Genomic DNA, 18,823 nt, shown 5'->3' with positions numbered 1-18,823 from the left:
CCCTCACACGGCCGTTCCTACAGGGGGCCGCCTAAGTGTCACCAGGGGCGTGATCAGTAATCTGCCGGCGCCTCCAGCAACAGCTGCCGAAACTCCGGTAACGGCAGCGGCCGGCTGTGCAAGTACCCCTGGTACAAGTGGCACCCCAGTCGTTCGAGGAACTCCAGTTGTTCGGTCAGCTCCACCCCTTCGGCAATCACAACCAGGTCCAGGCTGCGGGCCATGGCGACGATGGCGCGGACGATTTCGGCGTCGTTGGGGTCCTCCGGTGCATCGCGCACGAAGGTCTGGTCGATCTTCAGCGCATCCACCGGCAGGCGCTTCAGGTAGGTCAGGGAGGAGTAGCCGGTGCCGAAGTCATCCATGGCAAAGCTCACCCCATAGCGTTTTAATTCACGCATTTTGCTGATGGTGTCCTCCAGGTTCTGGATGACGATGCCTTCGGTAATTTCCAGCTTCAACATCTGCCGTGGCAGGCGGTAATCGTCCAGGCTGCGCAGCACTCGCCCTACAAAGTCGTTCTGGCGGAACTGCCGCGGGCTGATGTTCACGCACAGGCTGAAATCATCGGCGTCGATCAGCCCGTCGCCGAGCATGCGCGCGCAGGCATCGCAAGCTTCGTCGAGAATCCAGCTGCCAACTTCCAGGATCAGGCCGCTTTCTTCCAGTACCTGAATGAACTGTGCGGGCGGCTGCTGACCCAGTTGCGGATGATGCCAGCGCAGCAGTACCTCGGCGCCGACGATGCGGTTGTCGCGGGCATCCACCTGTGGCTGGAAATGCAGCGCCAGTTCGCCGCGGGCCAGGGCCATGCGCAGGTCGTTTTCCATGCGCAGGCGCTCGCTGGCGGCTTTCTGCATGGTGGTGTGGAACAGCTGGGTGGTATTTCGCCCGGAGTCCTTAGCCCGGTACAGGGCGATATCGGCACGCTTGAGCAGGTCGGCCGGGGTGGCACCGTGGTCGGGGATCAGCGCCACGCCGATGCTGGGCGTTACCTGCAGGCGCTGGCCGTCCAGTGACATCGGCTCGGCCAGCAGTTCGCGCAGGGTGTCGGCCAGCCCGCGAACTTTTTCTTCGACCAGCTCGCGGCTGCCTTCCAGGCCGCTGAGCAATACCACGAACTCGTCGCCACCCAGGCGTGCCACGGTATCTTCCAGGCGCACGCTGGCTTCCAGGCGCGCGGTGATAATCTTCAGCACCGTGTCGCCTACCGGGTGGCCCAGCGAGTCGTTGATGTGCTTGAAGTGATCGAGGTCGAGGAACAGCAGCGCGCCGCGCAGGTTATGGCGCTTGAGCAGGGCGATCTGCTGGCTCAGGCGGTCCATCAGCAAGGCGCGGTTGGGCAGGTTGGTCAGCGGGTCGTGGTAGGCCAGGTGGCGAATCTGCGCCTGGGCGTTCTTCAGCTGGCTGACATCGCGGGCGGTCAGCAGCAGGCAGTCCACCTCGTTGAGGGTGATCGGCTCCACCGACACCTCCACGGTGAGGATATCGCCACGTTTGTTGCGCCCGAGCATCTCGCGGTGGTGCACCCGGCCACGCTCGCGCAACTCGGCCAGCAGGGCGCTGCGCTGCTTGTCGTCGGCCCAGATGCCGATCTCGTATACCGTGTGGCCGACTACTTCGGCGGCGTCGTAGCCGGTCAGACGGCAAAAGCCGTCGTTGATTTCCAGATAACGACCGCTGTGGCGTTCGGTGATGGTGATCGCATCTGGGCTGGAGTGGAAGGCCTTGGCAAACTTCTCCTCGCTGGACTTGAGCGCCGCCTCGGCGCGCTGCTGCTGGGTGATGTCGCGCAGGGTGGTGACGCTGCAGGGCTGGTCGTCGACGGTGATAAGGCGACTGGAAATCACGCAGGTCAGCGGTGCGCCATTGCGGTGGTTGACCACCACGGCAACGTTGCTCAGGGCCTGCTCGCGGATTACCCGCTCGATGCGTTGCGCGCGCTCGATGGACTCCGCCCACAGGCCGATTTCCTCGGCAGTGCGGCCGATCACCTGATCGGTGCCCCAGCCGAAGGTCTGGGTGAACGCCGGGTTGATCTCGATGAACTGGCCGGTGTCCTGGCGGGTGACGCAGATCGGGTCGGGGCTGACCTGGAACAGGCTGGCAAACTTCTCTTCCGAGGCGCTCAGGCGCTGTTCTCGCTCAACCTGGTCGGTGATGTCGAGCAAGGTACCGGCCATGCGCAGCGGCTTGCCCTGTTCATCGCGATACAGTCGGGCGCGGCTTTCAATGTAGCGCGAGATGCCGTTTTCCAGTTGCACCCGGTAGGTGATCTGGTAGTTGCCGGCAGGCCCTTCGCGCAGGCTGCGGTAGGCCTGGCGCATCGAGTTGCGCTCTTGCTCCGGTACGCCTTCGAAAAACGCGTCAAATGATTCGTGAAAAGGGATGGGCGGCAGGCCATGCAACTGCGCGGCGCGGGCCGAGCCGTAGAGCATGCCGCTTGGGATATGCCAGTCCCAGGTGCCCAGTTGGGCCGAATCCAGGGCCAGGTCCAGGCGCTCCTGGCTGTCCTTCAGGGCCTGCTCGGCGCGTTTGCGTTCGGTGGTGTCGATAAAGGTGCTGAGGAGGAAGGTCACGCCCTCCAGCTCGATGCCCTGGGTGCAGAGGATGCCATCATGCACCTTGCCGCTGGTGGCGCGGAACTGCACTTCCAATATCAGAGGGCCGTTGTTGTTCCTGGTCGACTCCAGCAACTGGTGGCGTTGTTCAGGGTTTACCCACAGGCCAAGCTCCAGGCTGGTCTTGCCGATCACCTGGCTGCCGGGCCAGCCGAACATGTCTTCGAAGTGCTGGTTGACCTCGAATATCATGCCGTCGTGACGGCGGGTCAGCAAAATGGCGTTGGGGCTGAGGTGGAACAGGGTGGCGAAGCGTTTTTCCGAATTGATCAGTGCCGTTTCGCGCTCGCGCTGGCGGGTGATCTCACGGATCACCCCGATCATCTGCGGCCGGCCATTCGGGTCATGGGTCAGGCTGCCGTTGATTTCCAGCCAGTGCAGGCTGCCGTCCGGCCAGCGGATGCGGTGGCGCATGGCCTGTTCCACCGGTTCGCCGTTGAACACTGCCTGGAATACCTGGCGGGTGCGTGCGCGGTCTTCCTCGGGCAGCAGGTCGAGGTAGTCGATATCGGCGGGTAGCGGGCGCTGTGGGTCGAAGCCGAACAGGGCCTGGGTACCCCGTGACCAGCTGACCCGGCCGCTGTCGATATCCCATAGCCAGGCACCCAGCCGCGCGCCGTTGAGTGCGGCCAGCAGTTGCGGGGCGTTTTGCCAGGCCTGTTCGGACTCCTGGGGGTCGGCCGCAGGTATACGCGGCAGGCGCAAAAAGCGGTTTGCTGATTTGGGCATCGGTACCAGACCTTTGGCGTATGACGCGTCCTTGGAGGTGGCAATACCGGGCTGACGACCGGTCAGGTGGGCCCCGCGTGGCTGTCGAGCAGGGCCATGAATGCCCTGGCCGCGTTCGATAGCGTACGCTCCGTGTGCAAAATGTAGCCTAGCTGGCGCGACAGCTGTATGCCCGGCAAGGCGATGGGTGCAACCTGTTCGTCGAGCATGGTGCGCGGCAGCACGCTCCAGGCCAGGCCGATCGACACCATCATCTTGATGGTTTCCAGATAGTTGGTGCTCATGGCGATGTTCGGGGTCAGGCCCTGGCTTTCGAACAGGCGCTGGACAATATGATGGGTAAAGGTATTGCCGCCGGGGAACACGGCCGGGTGGCGGGCGACGTCGGCCAGGCTGACTGCATGGTTGCTGGCCAGCGGGTGCTCGGGGGCGGCGACGAAGTCCAGGGCGTCCTCCCACACCGGCACGGCCTTGACCAGGTGGTGCGGCTCGGGCGCCAGGGTGATCACGGCAATCTCGGCGCGGCCATGCAGAATCTCGTCATAGGCTTGCTCCGAATCCATGAACTGAATGTCCAGCGCCACGGCCGGATACTGGCGGGTGAAGGCCCGTAGCAACGGGGGCAGGCGGTGCAGGCCGATATGGTGGCTGGTGGCCAGAGTCAGGCGACCGCTCACTTCCCCGGTCAGATTGGTCAGCGCCCGACGGGTGTCATCGAGCACATTGAGAATCTGGTAGGCCCGTGGCAACAAGGCGCGTCCGGCTTCGGTCAGTGTCACCTCGCGGCCCAGGCGGTCGAACAGGCGCACGTCCAGCTGCTGCTCCAGGCCGGCGATGCGTTTGCTGATGGCTGGCTGGGTCAGGTGCAGCCGCTCGCCGGCGCCAGAGAAGCTGCCGGTTTCGGCGATGGCGATGAAGGCGCTGAGGTTGGCCAGGTCCATTGCTTGAATTCCTGATGGTTATGCAAAGCATGAAAATTATGAATTTGAGTTATTCAATCTATCGCCATAGCATCGTCCGTACAAGCCAAGGGGTCTTTGGCATAGAAAGACGCTGATGAGGAACAGTCTGATGGCTGGCAAAACGCTCTACGACAAACTCTGGGAAGCCCATGAGGTCAAGCGCCGTGATGACGGCTCGTCCTTGATCTACATCGATCGCCACATCATCCACGAAGTGACGTCGCCCCAGGCCTTCGAAGGCCTGCGCCTGGCCAACCGCAAACCCTGGCGCATCGACGCCAACATCGCCACGCCGGACCACAACGTGCCGACCACGCCAGAGCGCAAGGGCGGTATCGAGGCCATCGTCGACCAGGTGTCGCGCCTGCAGGTGCAGACCCTCGACGAGAACTGTGACGAATATGGCATCGTCGAATTCAAGATGAATGACGAGCGTCAAGGTATTGTCCATGTCATCAGCCCCGAGCAGGGTGCCACCTTGCCTGGCATGACCGTGGTCTGCGGTGACTCGCACACCTCCACCCATGGCGCATTCGGTGCCTTGGCCCACGGCATCGGCACCTCCGAGGTAGAGCATGTGCTCGCTACCCAGTGCCTGGTCGCCAAGAAGATGAAGAACATGCTGGTGCGCGTGGAAGGCCGGTTGCCTGTCGGCGTTACCGCCAAGGACATCGTCCTGGCCGTGATCGGCAAGATCGGTACCGCCGGTGGTAACGGCCACGCCATGGAGTTTGCTGGCAGCGCCATCCGCGAATTGTCGATGGAAGGCCGCATGACTATTTGCAACATGTCCATCGAAGCCGGTGCCCGCGTAGGCCTGGTGGCGGTGGACGACACCACTGTTGCCTATGTCGAAGGCCGCCCGTACGCGCCGAAGGGCGAACAGTGGAAGCAGGCGGTCGAGGCCTGGAAAGGCCTGGTTTCCGACGCTGACGCGGTGTTCGACACCGTGGTTGAACTCGACGCTGCGCAAATCAAGCCGCAGGTCAGTTGGGGCACTTCGCCGGAGATGGTCCTCGCCGTCGACCAGCGCGTGCCGGACCCGGCAGCCGAGCCTGACCTGATCAAGCGTGGCTCGATCGAGCGTGCCCTCAAGTACATGGGCCTCGCCGCCAACCAGGCGATCACCGATATCAAGCTCGACCGCGTATTCATCGGCTCGTGCACCAACTCGCGCATCGAAGACCTGCGTGCCGCCGCCGAAATCGCCAAGGGCCGCAAGGTCGCTGCCAACGTCAAGCAGGCGCTGGTGGTACCTGGCTCAGGCCTGGTCAAGGCCCAGGCCGAGCGTGAAGGCCTGGACAAGATCTTCCTCGAAGCCGGTTTCGAATGGCGTGAACCAGGCTGCTCGATGTGCCTGGCGATGAATCCGGATCGCCTGGAGAGCGGCGAGCACTGTGCGTCCACCTCCAACCGCAACTTCGAAGGCCGACAGGGCGCCGGTGGCCGTACCCACCTGGTCAGCCCGGCCATGGCCGCCGCCGCCGCGGTGACCGGCCACTTCATCGATGTCCGCGAGTTGATCCAAGGGAGCGCAGCATGAAAGCCTTTACCCAGCACACTGGCCTCGTCGCGCCGTTGGACCGTGCCAACGTCGACACCGACCAGATCATCCCCAAGCAGTTTTTGAAGTCGATCAAGCGCACCGGCTTCGGCCCCAACCTGTTCGACGAGTGGCGTTACCTGGACGTGGGCCAGCCTTACCAGGACAACAGCAAGCGCCCGCTGAACAAGGAGTTCGTGCTCAACCACGAACGCTACCAGGGTGCCAGCGTGTTGCTGGCACGGGAGAACTTCGGCTGCGGCTCCAGCCGTGAGCACGCCCCATGGGCGCTGGACGAGTACGGCTTCCGCAGCGTGATCGCGCCGAGCTTTGCCGACATCTTCTTCAACAACAGCTTCAAGAACGGCTTGCTGCCGATCATCCTCAGTGACGAGGAAGTCGACGAGCTGTTCAGGCAGGTCGAAGCCAATCCGGGCTACCAGCTGACCATCGACCTGCAGGCGCAGGCGGTGACCCGCCCGGATGGCAAGGTGCTGCACTTCGAGATCGATGCGTTCCGCAAGCACTGCCTGCTCAACGGTCTGGACGACATCGGCCTGACTCTGCAGGACAGTGATGCGATCAAGGCCTTCGAAGGCAAGCACCGCGCCGGGCAGCCTTGGCTGTTCCGTGATGCCTGAAATTTGCAGGTGACAGTACCGGCCTCTTCGCGGGTGAACCCGCTCCCACAGGTACAGCGCAGGATTCGAAACCTGTCGAGGTCCTGTGGGAGCGGGTTTACCCGCGAAAGAGCCGGTACAGGCAGCAAAAAACCAAAAGGATCGAAACATGACCAGCACCACCCATACCGACGTGGTCCAACGCCAGTTCGGCGAACAGGCCAGCGCCTACCTCAGCAGCGCCGTGCACGCCCAGGGCAGTGAGTTTGCCCTGCTGCAGGCCGAGCTGGCAGGGCAGGGCGCTGCCCGCGTGCTGGACCTGGGCTGCGGTGCCGGGCATGTCAGCTTTCATGTCGCCCCGCTGGTCGCCGAAGTGGTCGCCTACGACCTCTCGCAAGCCATGCTCGACGTGGTCGCCAGTGCCGCCGCCGAGCGTGGCCTGGCCAATATCACCACCGAGCGCGGTGCCGCCGAACGCCTGCCGTTCGCCGACGCCTCGTTCGACTTCGTCTTCAGCCGTTACTCGGCCCACCACTGGAGCGACCTGGGCCTGGCCCTGCGCGAAGTGCGTCGGGTGCTCAAGCCGGGTGGCGTGGCGGCGTTCATCGACGTGATGTCGCCGGGCAGCCCGCTGCTCGACACCTACCTGCAAACGGTCGAAGTACTGCGTGACACCAGTCATGTGCGCGATTATTCGGCCGCCGAATGGCAGCGCCAGGTCAGCGAGGCCGGTCTGCACGTGCGCAGCCACACCCGCCAGCCGCTGCGCCTGGAGTTTTCCAGCTGGGTCGAGCGCATGCGCACGCCCGAGCCGATGCGCGTGGCCATCCGCCAATTGCAGCAAGCCATGGGTGAAGAAGTGCGGCAGTATTACCAGATCGAGGCCGATGGTTCGTTCAGCACCGATGTGCTGGTGTTGTGGGCCAAGCGTTAAGAATTTTTCGGTGGGGCCCGCTTGGCCGCACCGCGTGAATGGATAGAGGAAAGCATGAGCAAGCAGATTCTGATTCTCCCAGGTGACGGTATCGGCCCGGAAATCATGGCCGAGGCAGTCAAGGTGCTGGAACTGGCCAACGACAAGTTTCAGCTCGGCTTCAGCCTGGAGCACGACGTGATTGGTGGCGCTGCCATCGACAAGCACGGCGTGCCGCTGGCCGACGAGACCCTGGAGCGTGCGCGCAAGGCCGATGCCGTGCTGCTGGGCGCCGTGGGCGGGCCGAAGTGGGACAAGATCGAGCGTGACATCCGCCCCGAACGCGGCCTGCTTAAAATCCGTTCGCAACTGGGCCTGTTCGCCAACCTGCGCCCGGCCATCCTCTACCCGCAACTGGCCGATGCCTCGTCGCTCAAGCCAGAGATCGTTTCCGGCCTGGACATCCTCATCGTCCGTGAGCTGACCGGCGGTATCTACTTCGGTGCCCCGCGCGGCCAGCGCGAGCTGGAAGGCGGCGAGCGCCAGGCCTACGACACCCTGCCGTACAGCGAAAGCGAAGTACGCCGCATTGCCCGTGTCGGCTTTGACATGGCCCGCGTGCGTGGCAAGAAGCTGTGCTCGGTGGACAAGGCCAACGTCCTGGCTTCCAGCCAGCTGTGGCGTGAAGTGGTCGAGGACGTGGCCAAGGACTACCCGGATGTGGAACTGAGCCATATGTACGTCGACAACGCCGCCATGCAACTGGTGCGCGCGCCCAAACAGTTCGATGTGATGGTGACCGACAACATGTTCGGTGACATTCTGTCGGATGAAGCTTCCATGCTGACTGGTTCCATCGGCATGCTGCCTTCGGCGTCGCTGGATGCCGATAACAAGGGCATGTACGAGCCGTGCCACGGTTCGGCCCCAGACATCGCAGGCCTTGGCATCGCCAACCCGCTGGCGACCATCCTGTCGGTGTCGATGATGTTGCGTTACAGCTTCAATCAGTCGGCTGCCGCCGAGGCAATCGAGAAGGCTGTGAGCGTGGTCCTGGACCAGGGCCTGCGCACCGGCGACATCTTCTCGGAAGGTTGTCGCAAAGTAGGTACGCAGGAAATGGGCGACGCAGTAGTCGCAGCGCTGCGGAATCTGTAATCTCTCTGGCCCGCCACCCAAAATTCCCGGTGGCGGCCCACTTTTAGCAAAGGTGTAGTTGCGATGAAACGTGTAGGTCTGATCGGTTGGCGCGGTATGGTCGGTTCCGTGCTCATGCAGCGGATGCTGGAGGAGCAGGATTTCGACCTTATCGAGCCGGTGTTCTTCACCACCTCCAATGTTGGCGGCCAGGGCCCGAACGTGGGCAAGGATACAGCTCCGCTCAAGGACGCTTATTCGATTGAAGAACTCAAGACCCTCGACGTGATCCTGACCTGCCAGGGTGGCGACTACACCAACGAGGTCTTCCCCAAGCTGCGTGAAGCTGGCTGGCAGGGTTACTGGATCGATGCCGCCTCGTCCCTGCGCATGCAGGATGACGCGGTGATCATCCTTGACCCGGTCAACCGCAAGGTCATCGACCAGCAGCTGGATGCGGGTACCAAGAACTACATCGGCGGCAACTGCACCGTTAGCCTGATGCTGATGGGCCTGGGCGGCCTGTTCGAAGCCGGCCTGGTCGAGTGGATGAGCGCCATGACCTACCAGGCGGCCTCGGGTGCCGGCGCGCAAAATATGCGCGAGCTGATCAAGCAGATGGGGGCTACCCATGCTGCCGTTGCCGATGACCTGGCCAACCCGGCGAGCGCCATCCTCGACATCGACCGCAAGGTTGCCGAGGCCATGCGCAGCGAAGCGTTCCCGACCGAGAACTTCGGCGTGCCGCTGGCTGGCAGCCTGATCCCGTGGATCGACAAGGAACTGCCGAACGGCCAGAGCCGTGAAGAGTGGAAGGCCCAGGCCGAGACCAACAAGATCCTCGGCCGCTTCAAGAGCCCGATCCCGGTCGACGGCATCTGCGTGCGCATCGGCGCCATGCGTTGCCACAGCCAGGCGCTGACCATCAAGCTGAACAAGGACGTACCGCTGGCCGACATCGAAGGCATGATCAGCCAGCACAACCCTTGGGTGAAGCTGGTGCCGAACCAGCGTGAAATCAGCATGCAGGAGCTGAGCCCGACCAAGGTTACCGGTACCCTGAACATCCCGGTTGGCCGCCTGCGCAAGCTGAACATGGGTTCGCAGTACCTGGGCGCGTTCACCGTCGGTGACCAGCTGCTGTGGGGCGCGGCCGAACCGCTGCGCCGCATGCTGCGGATTCTGCTGGAGCGTTGATCGCTCCGGTCTGACCGAAAACCCGCGCTGGTGACAGCGCGGGTTTTTTTAGGTCTGAAGAAGCATTTTGGCTGCAAGGTGCTCGCCACGGCATTTTCAGTGCCTGTGAGATCGAGCGCCGCCCGCGCGGCGCTTCGCGGGACAAGCCCGCTCCCACATCTGTTTCGGGCCAGTCTCTCCTGTGCCAGGTGGGTTGCAACTTTTGTGCATGGCTTGAGGTTGATGAAGTGCAGCGGGGCAACCTTCAATATCGAAGGGAACAGAAAAAGGCGGACAGAGGTGACCTCACAGGAGTGATTGGCCCGAAACAGATGTGGGAGCGGGCTTGTCCCGCGAAGCGCCGCGCGGGCGGCGCTCGATCTCACAGGCGCTGAAAATGCTGCGACAAGCCTCCGTCAGCCATCGCGCAATCTACTGTAGAACTTGCCCGGCGAAGGTAAGGCCAGCACAGACAAAACTCTACAATCCAAGTAAAGTGCCGCCCCCGCCGTTTTCAGCAAAAGGATCCCTTCCATGACACAACCATTGGACATCGCCGTCGTCGGCGCTACCGGCAGCGTCGGGGAAGCCCTGGTGCAGATTCTCGAAGAGCTGGATTTCCCGGTCGCCACCCTGCACCTGCTGGCCAGTATGGAATCGGCGGGCAGCAGCGTGATGTTCGCCGGCAAGAAGCTGAAGGTGCGTGAAGTGGACAGCTTCGACTTCGCCCAGGTCAAGCTGGCCTTCTTCGCCGCAGGCGCCGCAGTCAGTCGCAGCTTTGCCAGCAAGGCGCTGCAGGCAGGCTGCACCGTCATCGACCTGTCCGCTGGCCTGGACGACGCCCTGGCCCTGGTGCCCGAAGCCAACGCCGAACGCCTGGCCGACCTGGCATTGCCCGCGCGCATCGTAAGCCCATGCTCGGCCGCGGTTGCCCTGGCCGTTGCGCTGGCACCGCTCAAGGGCCTGCTGGATATCGAGCGGGTGCAGGTGATGGCCGCGTTGGCGGTGTCCGCGCAAGGCCGTGAAGCGGTCAACGAACTGGCCCGGCAAACCGCCGAGCTGCTCAATGCTCGACCGCTGGAACCGCGCTTTTTCGACCGCCAGGTGGCGTTCAACATGCTGGCTCAGGTCGGCGCTGCCGATGAGCACGGCCACACGGTTCTGGAGCGCCGCCTGGTCAGCGAGCTGCGTGTACTGCTGGGCCTGCCTGAACTGAAGATTTCCGTGAGCTGTGTTCAAGTCCCGGTGTTTTTCGGCGATAGCTTCAGTGTGGCGGTGCAGAGCCGTCGCCCGGTGGACCTGGAAGCAGTCAACCAGGCCCTCGAGATGGCCGACAGCGTTGAACTGGTGGAGCGCGATGATTATCCGACCCCGGTAGGTGACGCAGTGGGCCAAGACGTGGTCTATGTTGGTCGTGTACGGCATGGTGTTGATGAAGACCAGCAGCTCAACCTCTGGCTGACCACCGACAACGTGCGCAAAGGTGCCGCGCTCAACGCGGTGCAAGTGGCGCAATTGTTGATTAAACACATGCCGTAAAAGATACTGGCGAGTACTTTTGTCCTGCTCCGCATGCAGGTTTCAGGACGCTTCATACAAGGGAAGAGGTCATGCTTCGAATTCGCAAACTGGTTCTGGCCATGGCTGCAGCATCGGCGCTGTCGTCGGGCATGGCGAATGCCCTGGGCCTGGGGGAGCTGACCCTCAAGTCGGCACAGAATCAGCCGCTGGACGCCGAGATCGAGCTGCTCGACGTGCGCGATCTCACCGCCGCCGAAGTGGCGCCGAGCCTGGCGCCGCCGGAAGAGTTCAGCAAGGCCGGGGTGGCGCTGCCGACTTACCTCGAAGACCTCACCTTCACGCCGGTGATCAACCCCAACGGCAAGAGCGTGCTACGGGTAACCTCCAAACAGCCGCTGCCGGGGCCGGTGGTCAAGTTTCTGGTCCAGGTGATGTGGCCTCAGGGCCGCCTGCTGCGTGACTACAGCGTTCTGCTTGACCAGGCCAAGGCCCAGGGCGACAAGCCGGCGGCGGGCAAGGTTGCGCCGGCGGTGACCGGTGCCGGCAGTTACACTACCCAGCGCCGCGACACCTTGTGGCAGATTGCCGCGCGTAACACCCAGGGTGGCTCGATCCAGCAGACCATGATCGCGATCCAGGCACTGAACCCGGACGCCTTCATCGGCAACAATATCAACCAGTTGAAGGTTGGCCAGGTGCTGCGCCTGCCCGACCAGCAGCAGATCCAGAATATCCCGCAGAGCGAGGCGACCGCCGAGGTGGCCGAGCAGTATGCCGCCTGGCGTGAAGGCCGCCGTCTGGGCCCGCGTGCCCGCCAGCTGGACGCCACCCGTCGCGGTGCCGCCGAGGCAGCGCCGGCGCGTATCGCCCAGGGGGACAACCTGCGCCTGGTCAACCCGGGCAACCAGGCCGGTGCCGACCAGGCCAAGGCCCTCAACGACAAGCTCGCGGTAGCCCAGGAAAGCCTGGACACCAGCCGTCGCGACAACGAAGAACTCAAGAGCCGCATGGCTGACCTGCAGAGCCAGCTGGACAAGCTGCAGCGTCTGATCGAGCTGAAGAACAACCAGCTGGCCCGCCTTGAAGCCCAGGGTGCGGCTGCTCCGGCCCAGCCGGTAGTCAAACCTGCGCCTGCCGCCGTCGATACCGCGCCCAAACCGGCACCAGCCGCTGGGGGCGCACCTGTCGGCCAGCCTGGTAGCGTGGTCGACGAAATCATGGGCAATCCGCTGCTACTTGGGCTGATTGCCGGTAGCGCTTTCCTCGTGCTGCTGCTTCTGCTGGTGCTGCTGGCGCGCAAACGCAAGGCTCAGCAGGAGGCTGAAAAGCACCTGCGCATGGCGCGGGCGTTGGAAGAAGAGCAGGGCGCAGGCTTCGACAGCGATAACGCAAGCCTGGATGGTGTTGAGGTCTCGGCACCGAGCGTGACTCTTTCGCCGGCCGTGGTCGCCGCGTCGGCTGCTGCCGCTGCCGCTGCGGAAAAACCGGCGGCAGCCGCCGCCGAAGTGCAGCCTGAACCGCAAGCCGACCCATACGCCGCGCTGCTGGCGGAGGTCGAGCAATGCGTGGCTGGAGGCCGCCTGAACCGCGCTACCGACCTGCTGGAACCTGCCGTGGCCGCCGCGCCGCAGCGTGATGACCTTCGCTTGAAACTGATGGAAGTGTACGCCCGCCAGGGTGACCAGAGCGCGTTCGTCGAGCAGGAGCGCAAGCTACCGGCCAGTGAGCAGAACAGCGCAGCGGTTGCCGGGCTGAAAGAGCGCTACCCGGGCATGCTCGGCCTGGCCGCTGCCGGCCTGGGAGCCGCCGCCCTGGCTGCCGAGATGGACGAGCAGTACGTGCAGGAACTGCTGAAGGATCAGGTTGCAACGCCAGTGGTTGGCGATGTGGAGCCCGAGGAGCTGCCAGCGTTCGAGCCAAAAGAGGCGGTTGAACCCGTCGTCCAGGCGGAACCTGGGGCAGTGCTCGAGCCTGAGATTGAGCTGGACGCTTTCGACGAAGTGCCTACCCTCGATGCCTCGGGCCTGGACGAGCAGGATCCGGACAGCACCTTCGACCTGAGCCAGGCTGACGACCTGCCCGAGGAAGACCCGCTGGCAGCACCGCTGCTGGACGAACCGATGACGCAGCAACCTGTGCTCGACGAGCCGGTACTGGATGAGCCCGTGCTTGAAGCGGCTCAGCCGGAAGCAGAGCCGTTTGCCGTGGATGCCGAACTACAGGCCGACGCCGACGCCGATTTCGAGGCCATGCTGGCTCAGGCAGAGCCACAGCCTGCCGTTGACTTGTCCGATTTCGACCTCGATATCAGCGAGCCGGTTGCCCCGGTCGCACCGGCTGCGGTCGACGAAGCCCCGGTGGATGTCGCTGCCGAGCTGGCTGCGTTCGACAGCGAGCCAGCGTTCGACCCGCTTTCCGAGTTCGACCTGCCGTCCGACTTCGATCTGTCGCTGTCGCTGGAAGACGATTCGCCGGCGGCCAAGAGCTTTGCTTCGGAACTGAATGACGTCAACGCCGAGCTGGACAAGCTGTCGCAGAGCCTCGAGTCGCCGTCGCTGGAGCCGCACTTCACCAGCGAAGACGCGGTTGCCCAGCCAGAGCCCGAGCCACTGGATGACCTGGACTTCGACTTCTTCTCCGGCAGTGATGAAGTGGCCACCAAGCTTGACCTGGCTCGCGCCTATATCGACATGGGTGACAACCAGGGCGCGCGCGACATTCTCGATGAAGTGGTCAAGGATGGCGACGACAGCCAGCGCCAGGAAGCCGAGGACATGCTTTCCCGGTTGGTCTGATGTTGCCTGCTCCGGCCTCTTCGCGGGCGCGCCCGCGAAGAGGCCCTCAAGCGCGACACGCGTTCAACGGCAGCCCAATACGGCTGCCGTTGTCGTTATAATCCCCGCCACTCCGTACACCCCCACAGGTTTCATGCTCTTGGACATCATCGACACCGCCGCCGCCGAGTCTGCGGCCGAAGGCTACTCCCGCATCGCCCTGGGCGTGGAATACAAAGGCGCGCGTTATCGTGGCTGGCAGCGCCAGGCCAGCGGCGTGCCCAGTGTCCAGCAGGCCCTGGAGCAGGCGCTGTCCAAGGTGGCCAACGAGCCGATCTCGGTCATCTGCGCCGGGCGCACCGACGCCGGCGTGCATGGCTGCGGGCAGGTCGTGCACTTCGACACCCGCGCCGTGCGCGACGAACGCGCCTGGACCATGGGCACCAACTTCAACCTGCCCCATGACATCAGCGTGGTCTGGTCGCGGCCGATGCCGGCCGACTTCCATGCTCGCTTCAAGGCCTGCGCCCGGCGTTACCGCTACGTTATCTACAACGACCCGATCCGCCCGGCGCACCTGGCCGAGGAAGTTACCTGGAACCATCGGCCACTGGACGTCGAGCGTATGGCCGAAGCCGCGCAGTGCCTGCTCGGGACCCATGACTTCAGCGCCTTCCGCGCCAGCCAGTGCCAGGCCAAGTCGCCGATCAAGCACATCTACCACCTGCGCGTCACCCGCCATGGCCAGATGATCGTGCTGGACGTGCGCGCCACGGCCTTCCTGCACCACATGGTGCGTAACATTGCCGGTGTGCTGATGACCATTGGTGCCGGCGAGCGCCCGGTTACCTGGGCGCGTGAGGTGCTGGAAGGGCGCAACCGCCGCGAAGGTGGAGTCACGGCGCACCCGTACGGGCTCTACCTGGTGCAGGTGGAGTACCCCGAGGAGTACGCGCTGCCCAAGCGTTACATCGGCCCACACTTTTTGACCGGCTATGAGGCGTTGGCAGACTGACGGGCGAAAAGTCATTTGCTAACATCCGGCCTTTCACCGTAACAAGCAGGGTTCGCTGTCCATGAGCAATGTTCGCAGCAAGATCTGCGGGATTACCCGCATCGAAGACGCAGTTGCCGCTGCCGAAGCGGGTGCCGATGCCATCGGCCTGGTCTTTTATGCCAAGAGCCCGCGCGCGGTGGACGTGCGCCAGGCGCGAGCGATCATTGCCGAGCTGCCGCCGTTCGTGACCACGGTCGGGCTGTTCGTCAACGCCTCGCGTTGCGAGCTGAACGAGATCCTCGAAGTGGTTTCACTGGACCTGCTACAGTTCCACGGCGACGAAACCCCGCAAGACTGCGAAGGCTACCATCGCCCCTGGATCAAGGCCTTGCGCGTGCGCCCGGGCGACGACCTGGAGGCGGCCTGCCAGCTTTATGCCGGTGCCCGCGGCATTCTGCTGGACACCTATGTGTCGGGCGTACCTGGCGGCACCGGCGAAGCGTTCGACTGGTCGCTGGTGCCGGCACGCCTGAGCAAGCCGATCATCCTGGCGGGTGGGCTGTCTGCCGGCAATGTCGGCCAGGCCATCGCCCAGGTGCGGCCATACGCGGTGGATGTCAGCGGCGGGGTGGAGCAAGCCAAGGGCATCAAGGACGCGGCAAAGATCGAGGCCTTCATACGTGCAGTGAAACAGGCGTGACGGCAGATGTGACGGCTGGCTGCGCGCCATCGTCCATAGCTTTCGCAGCCCTGTGGGGCAGCCGCCCGTGCCTGTGGCGGCAAAAAAACACATTAGCGGTGGGGTGGCGCGCCGGAAGTCCTGGCGGCCGGTCCATCATCGTTTCATAAAGATTTTGAGCTCAAGGGCAGGGCAGGGCCGGCGACACCGGCCCCCGCCTGCCAATACTGGAGAAAGAAAGCATGAGCAACTGGTTAGTCGACAAACTGATCCCTTCGATCATGCGTTCCGAGGTGAAGAAGAGCTCGGTGCCTGAAGGCCTGTGGCACAAGTGCCCCGCCTGCGAGGCCGTGCTGTATCGTCCGGAGCTGGAAAAGACCCTGGATGTCTGCCCCAAGTGCAACCACCACATGCGCATCGGCGCACGTGCGCGCATCGACATCTTCCTCGACGCCGATGGCCGTGCCGAACTGGGTGCCGACCTGGAGCCGGTCGACCGCCTGAAGTTCCGTGATGGCAAGAAGTACAAGGACCGACTGACTGCTGCACAGAAGCAGACTGGCGAGAAGGACGCCCTGATCTCCATGAGCGGCACCCTGATGGGCATGCCGATCGTGGTCAGCGCCTTCGAGTTCTCGTTCATGGGCGGCTCAATGGGTGCCATCGTCGGCGAGCGCTTCGTGCGCGCGGCCAACTATGCCCTGGAGCACCGCTGCCCGATGGTCTGCTTCTCCGCCTCGGGCGGTGCGCGCATGCAGGAAGCGCTGATCTCGCTGATGCAGATGGCCAAGACCTCGGCCGTGCTGGCGCGCCTGCGCGAAGAAGGCATCCCGTTCATCTCGGTACTGACCGACCCTGTGTACGGTGGTGTTTCCGCCAGCCTGGCCATGCTCGGTGACGTGATCGTCGGCGAGCCGAAGGCGCTGATCGGCTTCGCCGGTCCACGCGTGATCGAGCAGACTGTGCGCGAGAAGCTGCCTGAAGGCTTCCAGCGCAGCGAGTTCCTGCTGGAGCACGGCGCCATCGACCTGATCATCGCCCGTGGCGAACTGCGCCCGCGTCTGGCCCGCCTGCTGGCGCAGATGACCGGCCAGCAAACCCCTGAGCAAGCGCGTGAGGCGGCTGCCGTCGCGTGATGAAACAACGATCCCTGGGCGAATGGCTCGCCTACCTTGAGCAGTTGCACCCCTCGGCCATCGACATGGGCCTGGAGCGGTCGCAAAAGGTGCTTGCCCGGCTGGCGCTGGGCAAGCTGGCGCCACGCGTGGTGACGGTGACCGGCACCAACGGCAAGGGCTCGACCTGCGCCTTCGTGGCCTCTCTGCTGCGCGCCCAGGGGCTGAGGGTCGGCGTGTACAGCTCGCCGCACCTGTTGCGTTACAACGAGAGGGTGCTGATCGATGGCCAGGAAGCCAGCGATGAGCGTCTGTGCGAAGCCTTCGCCGCCGTCGAGGCGGCGCGGGGCGATATTTCCCTGACCTATTTCGAGATGGGCACCCTGGCCGCGTTCTGGTTGTTCTACCAATCGCAACTGGATGCCGTGGTACTGGAAGTGGGTCTTGGTGGTCGCCTGGATACCGTGAACGTGGTGGATGCCGACCTGGCCCTGGTGACCAGTATCGGCGTTGACCATGTCGATTACCTGGGTGACACCCGCGAGCTGGTGGCCTTCGAGAAGGCCGGCATCTTCCGTCAGGGCAAGCCGGCACTGTGTGGTGATCTGGATCCGCCCCGACCGCTGCTGGACAAGGCCGCCGAACTGGCTGCGCCCTTGTTCCTGCGCGGGCGTGACTTCGACCTGGCCAGTGCCGATGGCAGTTGGAGCTGGCGGGGTACTGCGGCTGATGGTGCGCAGGTAGAGCTGGCTGACTTGCCTTTGCTCGACCTGCCCATGGAGAACGCCACGCTGGCCCTGCAGGCCTACCTGTTGATGGGCCTGCCTTGGGACGCCGGGCAGATTCGCCAGGCGCTGCTGGCTACCCGCATCACTGGTCGCCTCGACCGCCGCCTGCTGAGCTGGCAGGGCCGGCCGGTGGAGCTGTTGCTGGATGTTGGGCACAACCCGCATGCCGCGGAGTACCTGGCACGGCGCCTGGCGGCCCGGCCGCTCAAGGGGCGCCGCCTGGCGGTGTTCGGCCTCCTCGCCGACAAGGATCTGGACGGCGTTGTCGCGCCGCTGCAGGGCCTGGTCGACGACTGGGCGGTGGCGCCGCTGGATACCCCGCGTAGCCGCCCGGCTGCAGAGCTGGTCATGGCCTTGACGAACGTCGGCGCCGCGGTGAAGTCTTACGCCAGCGTTGACGCCGCCCTTGAAGGGCAATGCGCGCAGGCGACGGCGGATGACCAGATCCTGCTGTTCGGTTCGTTTTTCTGTGTTGCCCAGGCACTGGAATGGCTGGAGCGGCACGCCCAGGAGGGTGGAGTAGATGGCAGTGCTGGATAAAGGGATGAAACAGCGCATGGTAGGTGCGTTGGTGCTGGTGGCGCTGGCGGTGATTTTCCTGCCGATGCTGTTTACCCGCGAGGACGAGATGCGCCAGGTGCACGTCGAGGCCCCGCAGGCACCGGCCATGCCAAGCCTGCCGGAAGTGAAGGTGGAGCCGGTCGCCGTGCCGGAGCCGCAGGCCATCCCGGAAGAGCCGCAACAGCCACCGGTGGTGGTGGACGAGTCCACTGTGCCAGCGAGCACGCCCAGCCAGCCGATTACACCGTCGCCGCAGGTCCAGCCTCAGGCACAGGTGCAGCCCGCCAAGCCGCAGGCGCCTGTGGCCAAGGTCGAGCCCAAGGCTGTTGCTACGCCAGCGCCGGTCGCGCCTGTGGCCAAGCCGGCTGCTCCGGCAACACCGTCGAAGATCGACGTCAATGGCCTGCCGGTCAGCTGGTCGATCCAGTTGGCCAGCCTGTCCAATCGCGCCGGTGCCGAAAAACTCCAGCAAACCTTGCGTAGTCAGGGTTACAACGCCTATATCCGTTCGGCGGGTGGCATGAACCGCGTGTACGTGGGGCCGCTGATCGAGCGCGCCGAGGCCGAGCGCGTGCGTGACGCCATCAACCGCCAGAACAGCCTCAAGGGCTTTGTGGTGCGCTTCCAGCCCGAACGCAGCTGATATGGCAGGGGGGGGCGGCTTTGCCGCCCATTCGCGGGTAAACC

Annotated in this window: 14 protein-coding genes; 12 read left to right on the top strand and 2 right to left on the bottom strand. The window is 64.1% G+C overall.

What is annotated here, in order from left to right:
- Positions 1-53: 53 nt before the first annotated feature.
- Positions 54-3,350: a PAS domain S-box protein gene (locus CAY82_RS17980; RefSeq protein ID WP_087502440.1), complete on the bottom strand. Its 3,297-nt coding sequence runs from the start codon at positions 3,348-3,350 to the stop codon at positions 54-56.
- 62 nt (positions 3,351-3,412) lie between these two features.
- On the bottom strand, positions 3,413-4,291 hold the full coding sequence (locus CAY82_RS17975) for a LysR family transcriptional regulator (RefSeq protein ID WP_087502439.1): 879 nt from the start codon (positions 4,289-4,291) through the stop codon (positions 3,413-3,415).
- Positions 4,292-4,421: 130 nt separating this feature from the next.
- Here CAY82_RS17975 and leuC point away from each other — a divergent pair, with 130 nt between their 5' ends.
- The 12 genes from leuC to CAY82_RS17915 all read left to right on the top strand — a co-directional run bounded on the left by leuC (position 4,422) and on the right by CAY82_RS17915 (position 18,779).
- Positions 4,422-5,855 (top strand): 3-isopropylmalate dehydratase large subunit, encoded by a 1,434-nt coding sequence (leuC, locus tag CAY82_RS17970; RefSeq protein ID WP_087502438.1) that lies wholly within the window; start codon positions 4,422-4,424, stop codon positions 5,853-5,855.
- A complete protein-coding gene (gene leuD / locus CAY82_RS17965) occupies positions 5,852-6,496 on the top strand; it encodes a 3-isopropylmalate dehydratase small subunit (protein ID WP_087502437.1) in 645 nt (214 codons plus the stop codon). Before leuC ends, leuD begins: the two co-directional genes overlap by 4 nt.
- A 148-nt stretch (positions 6,497-6,644) precedes the next feature.
- Positions 6,645-7,409, top strand: coding sequence for a class I SAM-dependent methyltransferase (locus tag CAY82_RS17960; RefSeq protein WP_087502436.1), 765 nt, complete (start codon positions 6,645-6,647; stop codon positions 7,407-7,409).
- Between the two features lie 54 nt (positions 7,410-7,463).
- Positions 7,464-8,546: a 3-isopropylmalate dehydrogenase gene (gene leuB / locus CAY82_RS17955; protein WP_087502435.1), complete on the top strand. Its 1,083-nt coding sequence runs from the start codon at positions 7,464-7,466 to the stop codon at positions 8,544-8,546.
- A gap of 63 nt (positions 8,547-8,609) precedes the next feature.
- On the top strand, positions 8,610-9,722 hold the full coding sequence (asd, locus tag CAY82_RS17950) for an aspartate-semialdehyde dehydrogenase (protein ID WP_087502434.1): 1,113 nt from the start codon (positions 8,610-8,612) through the stop codon (positions 9,720-9,722).
- A gap of 513 nt (positions 9,723-10,235) precedes the next feature.
- A complete protein-coding gene (locus CAY82_RS17945; protein WP_087502433.1) occupies positions 10,236-11,240 on the top strand; it encodes an aspartate-semialdehyde dehydrogenase in 1,005 nt (334 codons plus the stop codon).
- A gap of 71 nt (positions 11,241-11,311) precedes the next feature.
- Positions 11,312-14,017 carry a FimV/HubP family polar landmark protein gene (locus CAY82_RS17940; protein ID WP_087502432.1) on the top strand — a complete coding sequence of 902 codons (2,706 nt, stop codon included), beginning with the start codon at positions 11,312-11,314 and terminating at the stop codon, positions 14,015-14,017.
- 139 nt (positions 14,018-14,156) lie between these two features.
- Positions 14,157-15,011, top strand: a complete 855-nt coding sequence (truA, locus tag CAY82_RS17935) for a tRNA pseudouridine(38-40) synthase TruA (protein WP_218190836.1) — start codon at positions 14,157-14,159, stop codon at positions 15,009-15,011.
- A 61-nt stretch (positions 15,012-15,072) separates the two neighbouring features.
- On the top strand, positions 15,073-15,693 hold the full coding sequence (locus CAY82_RS17930; protein WP_087502430.1) for a phosphoribosylanthranilate isomerase: 621 nt from the start codon (positions 15,073-15,075) through the stop codon (positions 15,691-15,693).
- 221 nt (positions 15,694-15,914) lie between these two features.
- Entirely contained in the window at positions 15,915-16,808 is an 894-nt protein-coding gene (gene accD, locus CAY82_RS17925) for an acetyl-CoA carboxylase, carboxyltransferase subunit beta (RefSeq protein WP_087502429.1), read from the top strand.
- Entirely contained in the window at positions 16,808-18,115 is a 1,308-nt protein-coding gene (gene folC, locus CAY82_RS17920; RefSeq protein ID WP_087502428.1) for a bifunctional tetrahydrofolate synthase/dihydrofolate synthase, read from the top strand. Before accD ends, folC begins: the two co-directional genes overlap by 1 nt.
- The gene (locus CAY82_RS17915) at positions 18,099-18,779 is read left to right on the top strand and encodes an SPOR domain-containing protein (protein ID WP_087502427.1); all 681 of its coding nucleotides are present in this window, start codon (positions 18,099-18,101) and stop codon (positions 18,777-18,779) included. Before folC ends, CAY82_RS17915 begins: the two co-directional genes overlap by 17 nt.
- The last annotated feature ends 44 nt before the right edge of the window (positions 18,780-18,823 follow it).

It is taken from the genome of Pseudomonas sp. SID14000, assembly GCF_002165135.1.
Lineage (GTDB): Bacteria > Pseudomonadota > Gammaproteobacteria > Pseudomonadales > Pseudomonadaceae > Aquipseudomonas.
The sequence above is the reverse complement of the archived record's forward strand: the minus strand, read 5'-3'. Positions and strand labels throughout refer to the sequence as shown.

Excerpts from the sequence above, each read along its gene's own strand:
- CAY82_RS17980 (WP_087502440.1), bottom strand. The coding sequence starts at position 3,350 with ATGCCCAAATCAGCAAACCGCTTTTTGCGCCTGCCGCGTATACCTGCG.
- CAY82_RS17975 (WP_087502439.1), bottom strand. The coding sequence starts at position 4,291 with ATGGACCTGGCCAACCTCAGCGCCTTCATCGCCATCGCCGAAACCGGC.
- leuC (WP_087502438.1), top strand. The coding sequence starts at position 4,422 with ATGGCTGGCAAAACGCTCTACGACAAACTCTGGGAAGCCCATGAGGTC.
- leuD (WP_087502437.1), top strand. The coding sequence starts at position 5,852 with ATGAAAGCCTTTACCCAGCACACTGGCCTCGTCGCGCCGTTGGACCGT.
- CAY82_RS17960 (WP_087502436.1), top strand. The coding sequence starts at position 6,645 with ATGACCAGCACCACCCATACCGACGTGGTCCAACGCCAGTTCGGCGAA.
- leuB (WP_087502435.1), top strand. The coding sequence starts at position 7,464 with ATGAGCAAGCAGATTCTGATTCTCCCAGGTGACGGTATCGGCCCGGAA.
- asd (WP_087502434.1), top strand. The coding sequence starts at position 8,610 with ATGAAACGTGTAGGTCTGATCGGTTGGCGCGGTATGGTCGGTTCCGTG.
- CAY82_RS17945 (WP_087502433.1), top strand. The coding sequence starts at position 10,236 with ATGACACAACCATTGGACATCGCCGTCGTCGGCGCTACCGGCAGCGTC.
- CAY82_RS17940 (WP_087502432.1), top strand. The coding sequence starts at position 11,312 with ATGCTTCGAATTCGCAAACTGGTTCTGGCCATGGCTGCAGCATCGGCG.
- CAY82_RS17930 (WP_087502430.1), top strand. The coding sequence starts at position 15,073 with ATGAGCAATGTTCGCAGCAAGATCTGCGGGATTACCCGCATCGAAGAC.
- accD (WP_087502429.1), top strand. The coding sequence starts at position 15,915 with ATGAGCAACTGGTTAGTCGACAAACTGATCCCTTCGATCATGCGTTCC.
- folC (WP_087502428.1), top strand. The coding sequence starts at position 16,808 with ATGAAACAACGATCCCTGGGCGAATGGCTCGCCTACCTTGAGCAGTTG.
- CAY82_RS17915 (WP_087502427.1), top strand. The coding sequence starts at position 18,099 with ATGGCAGTGCTGGATAAAGGGATGAAACAGCGCATGGTAGGTGCGTTG.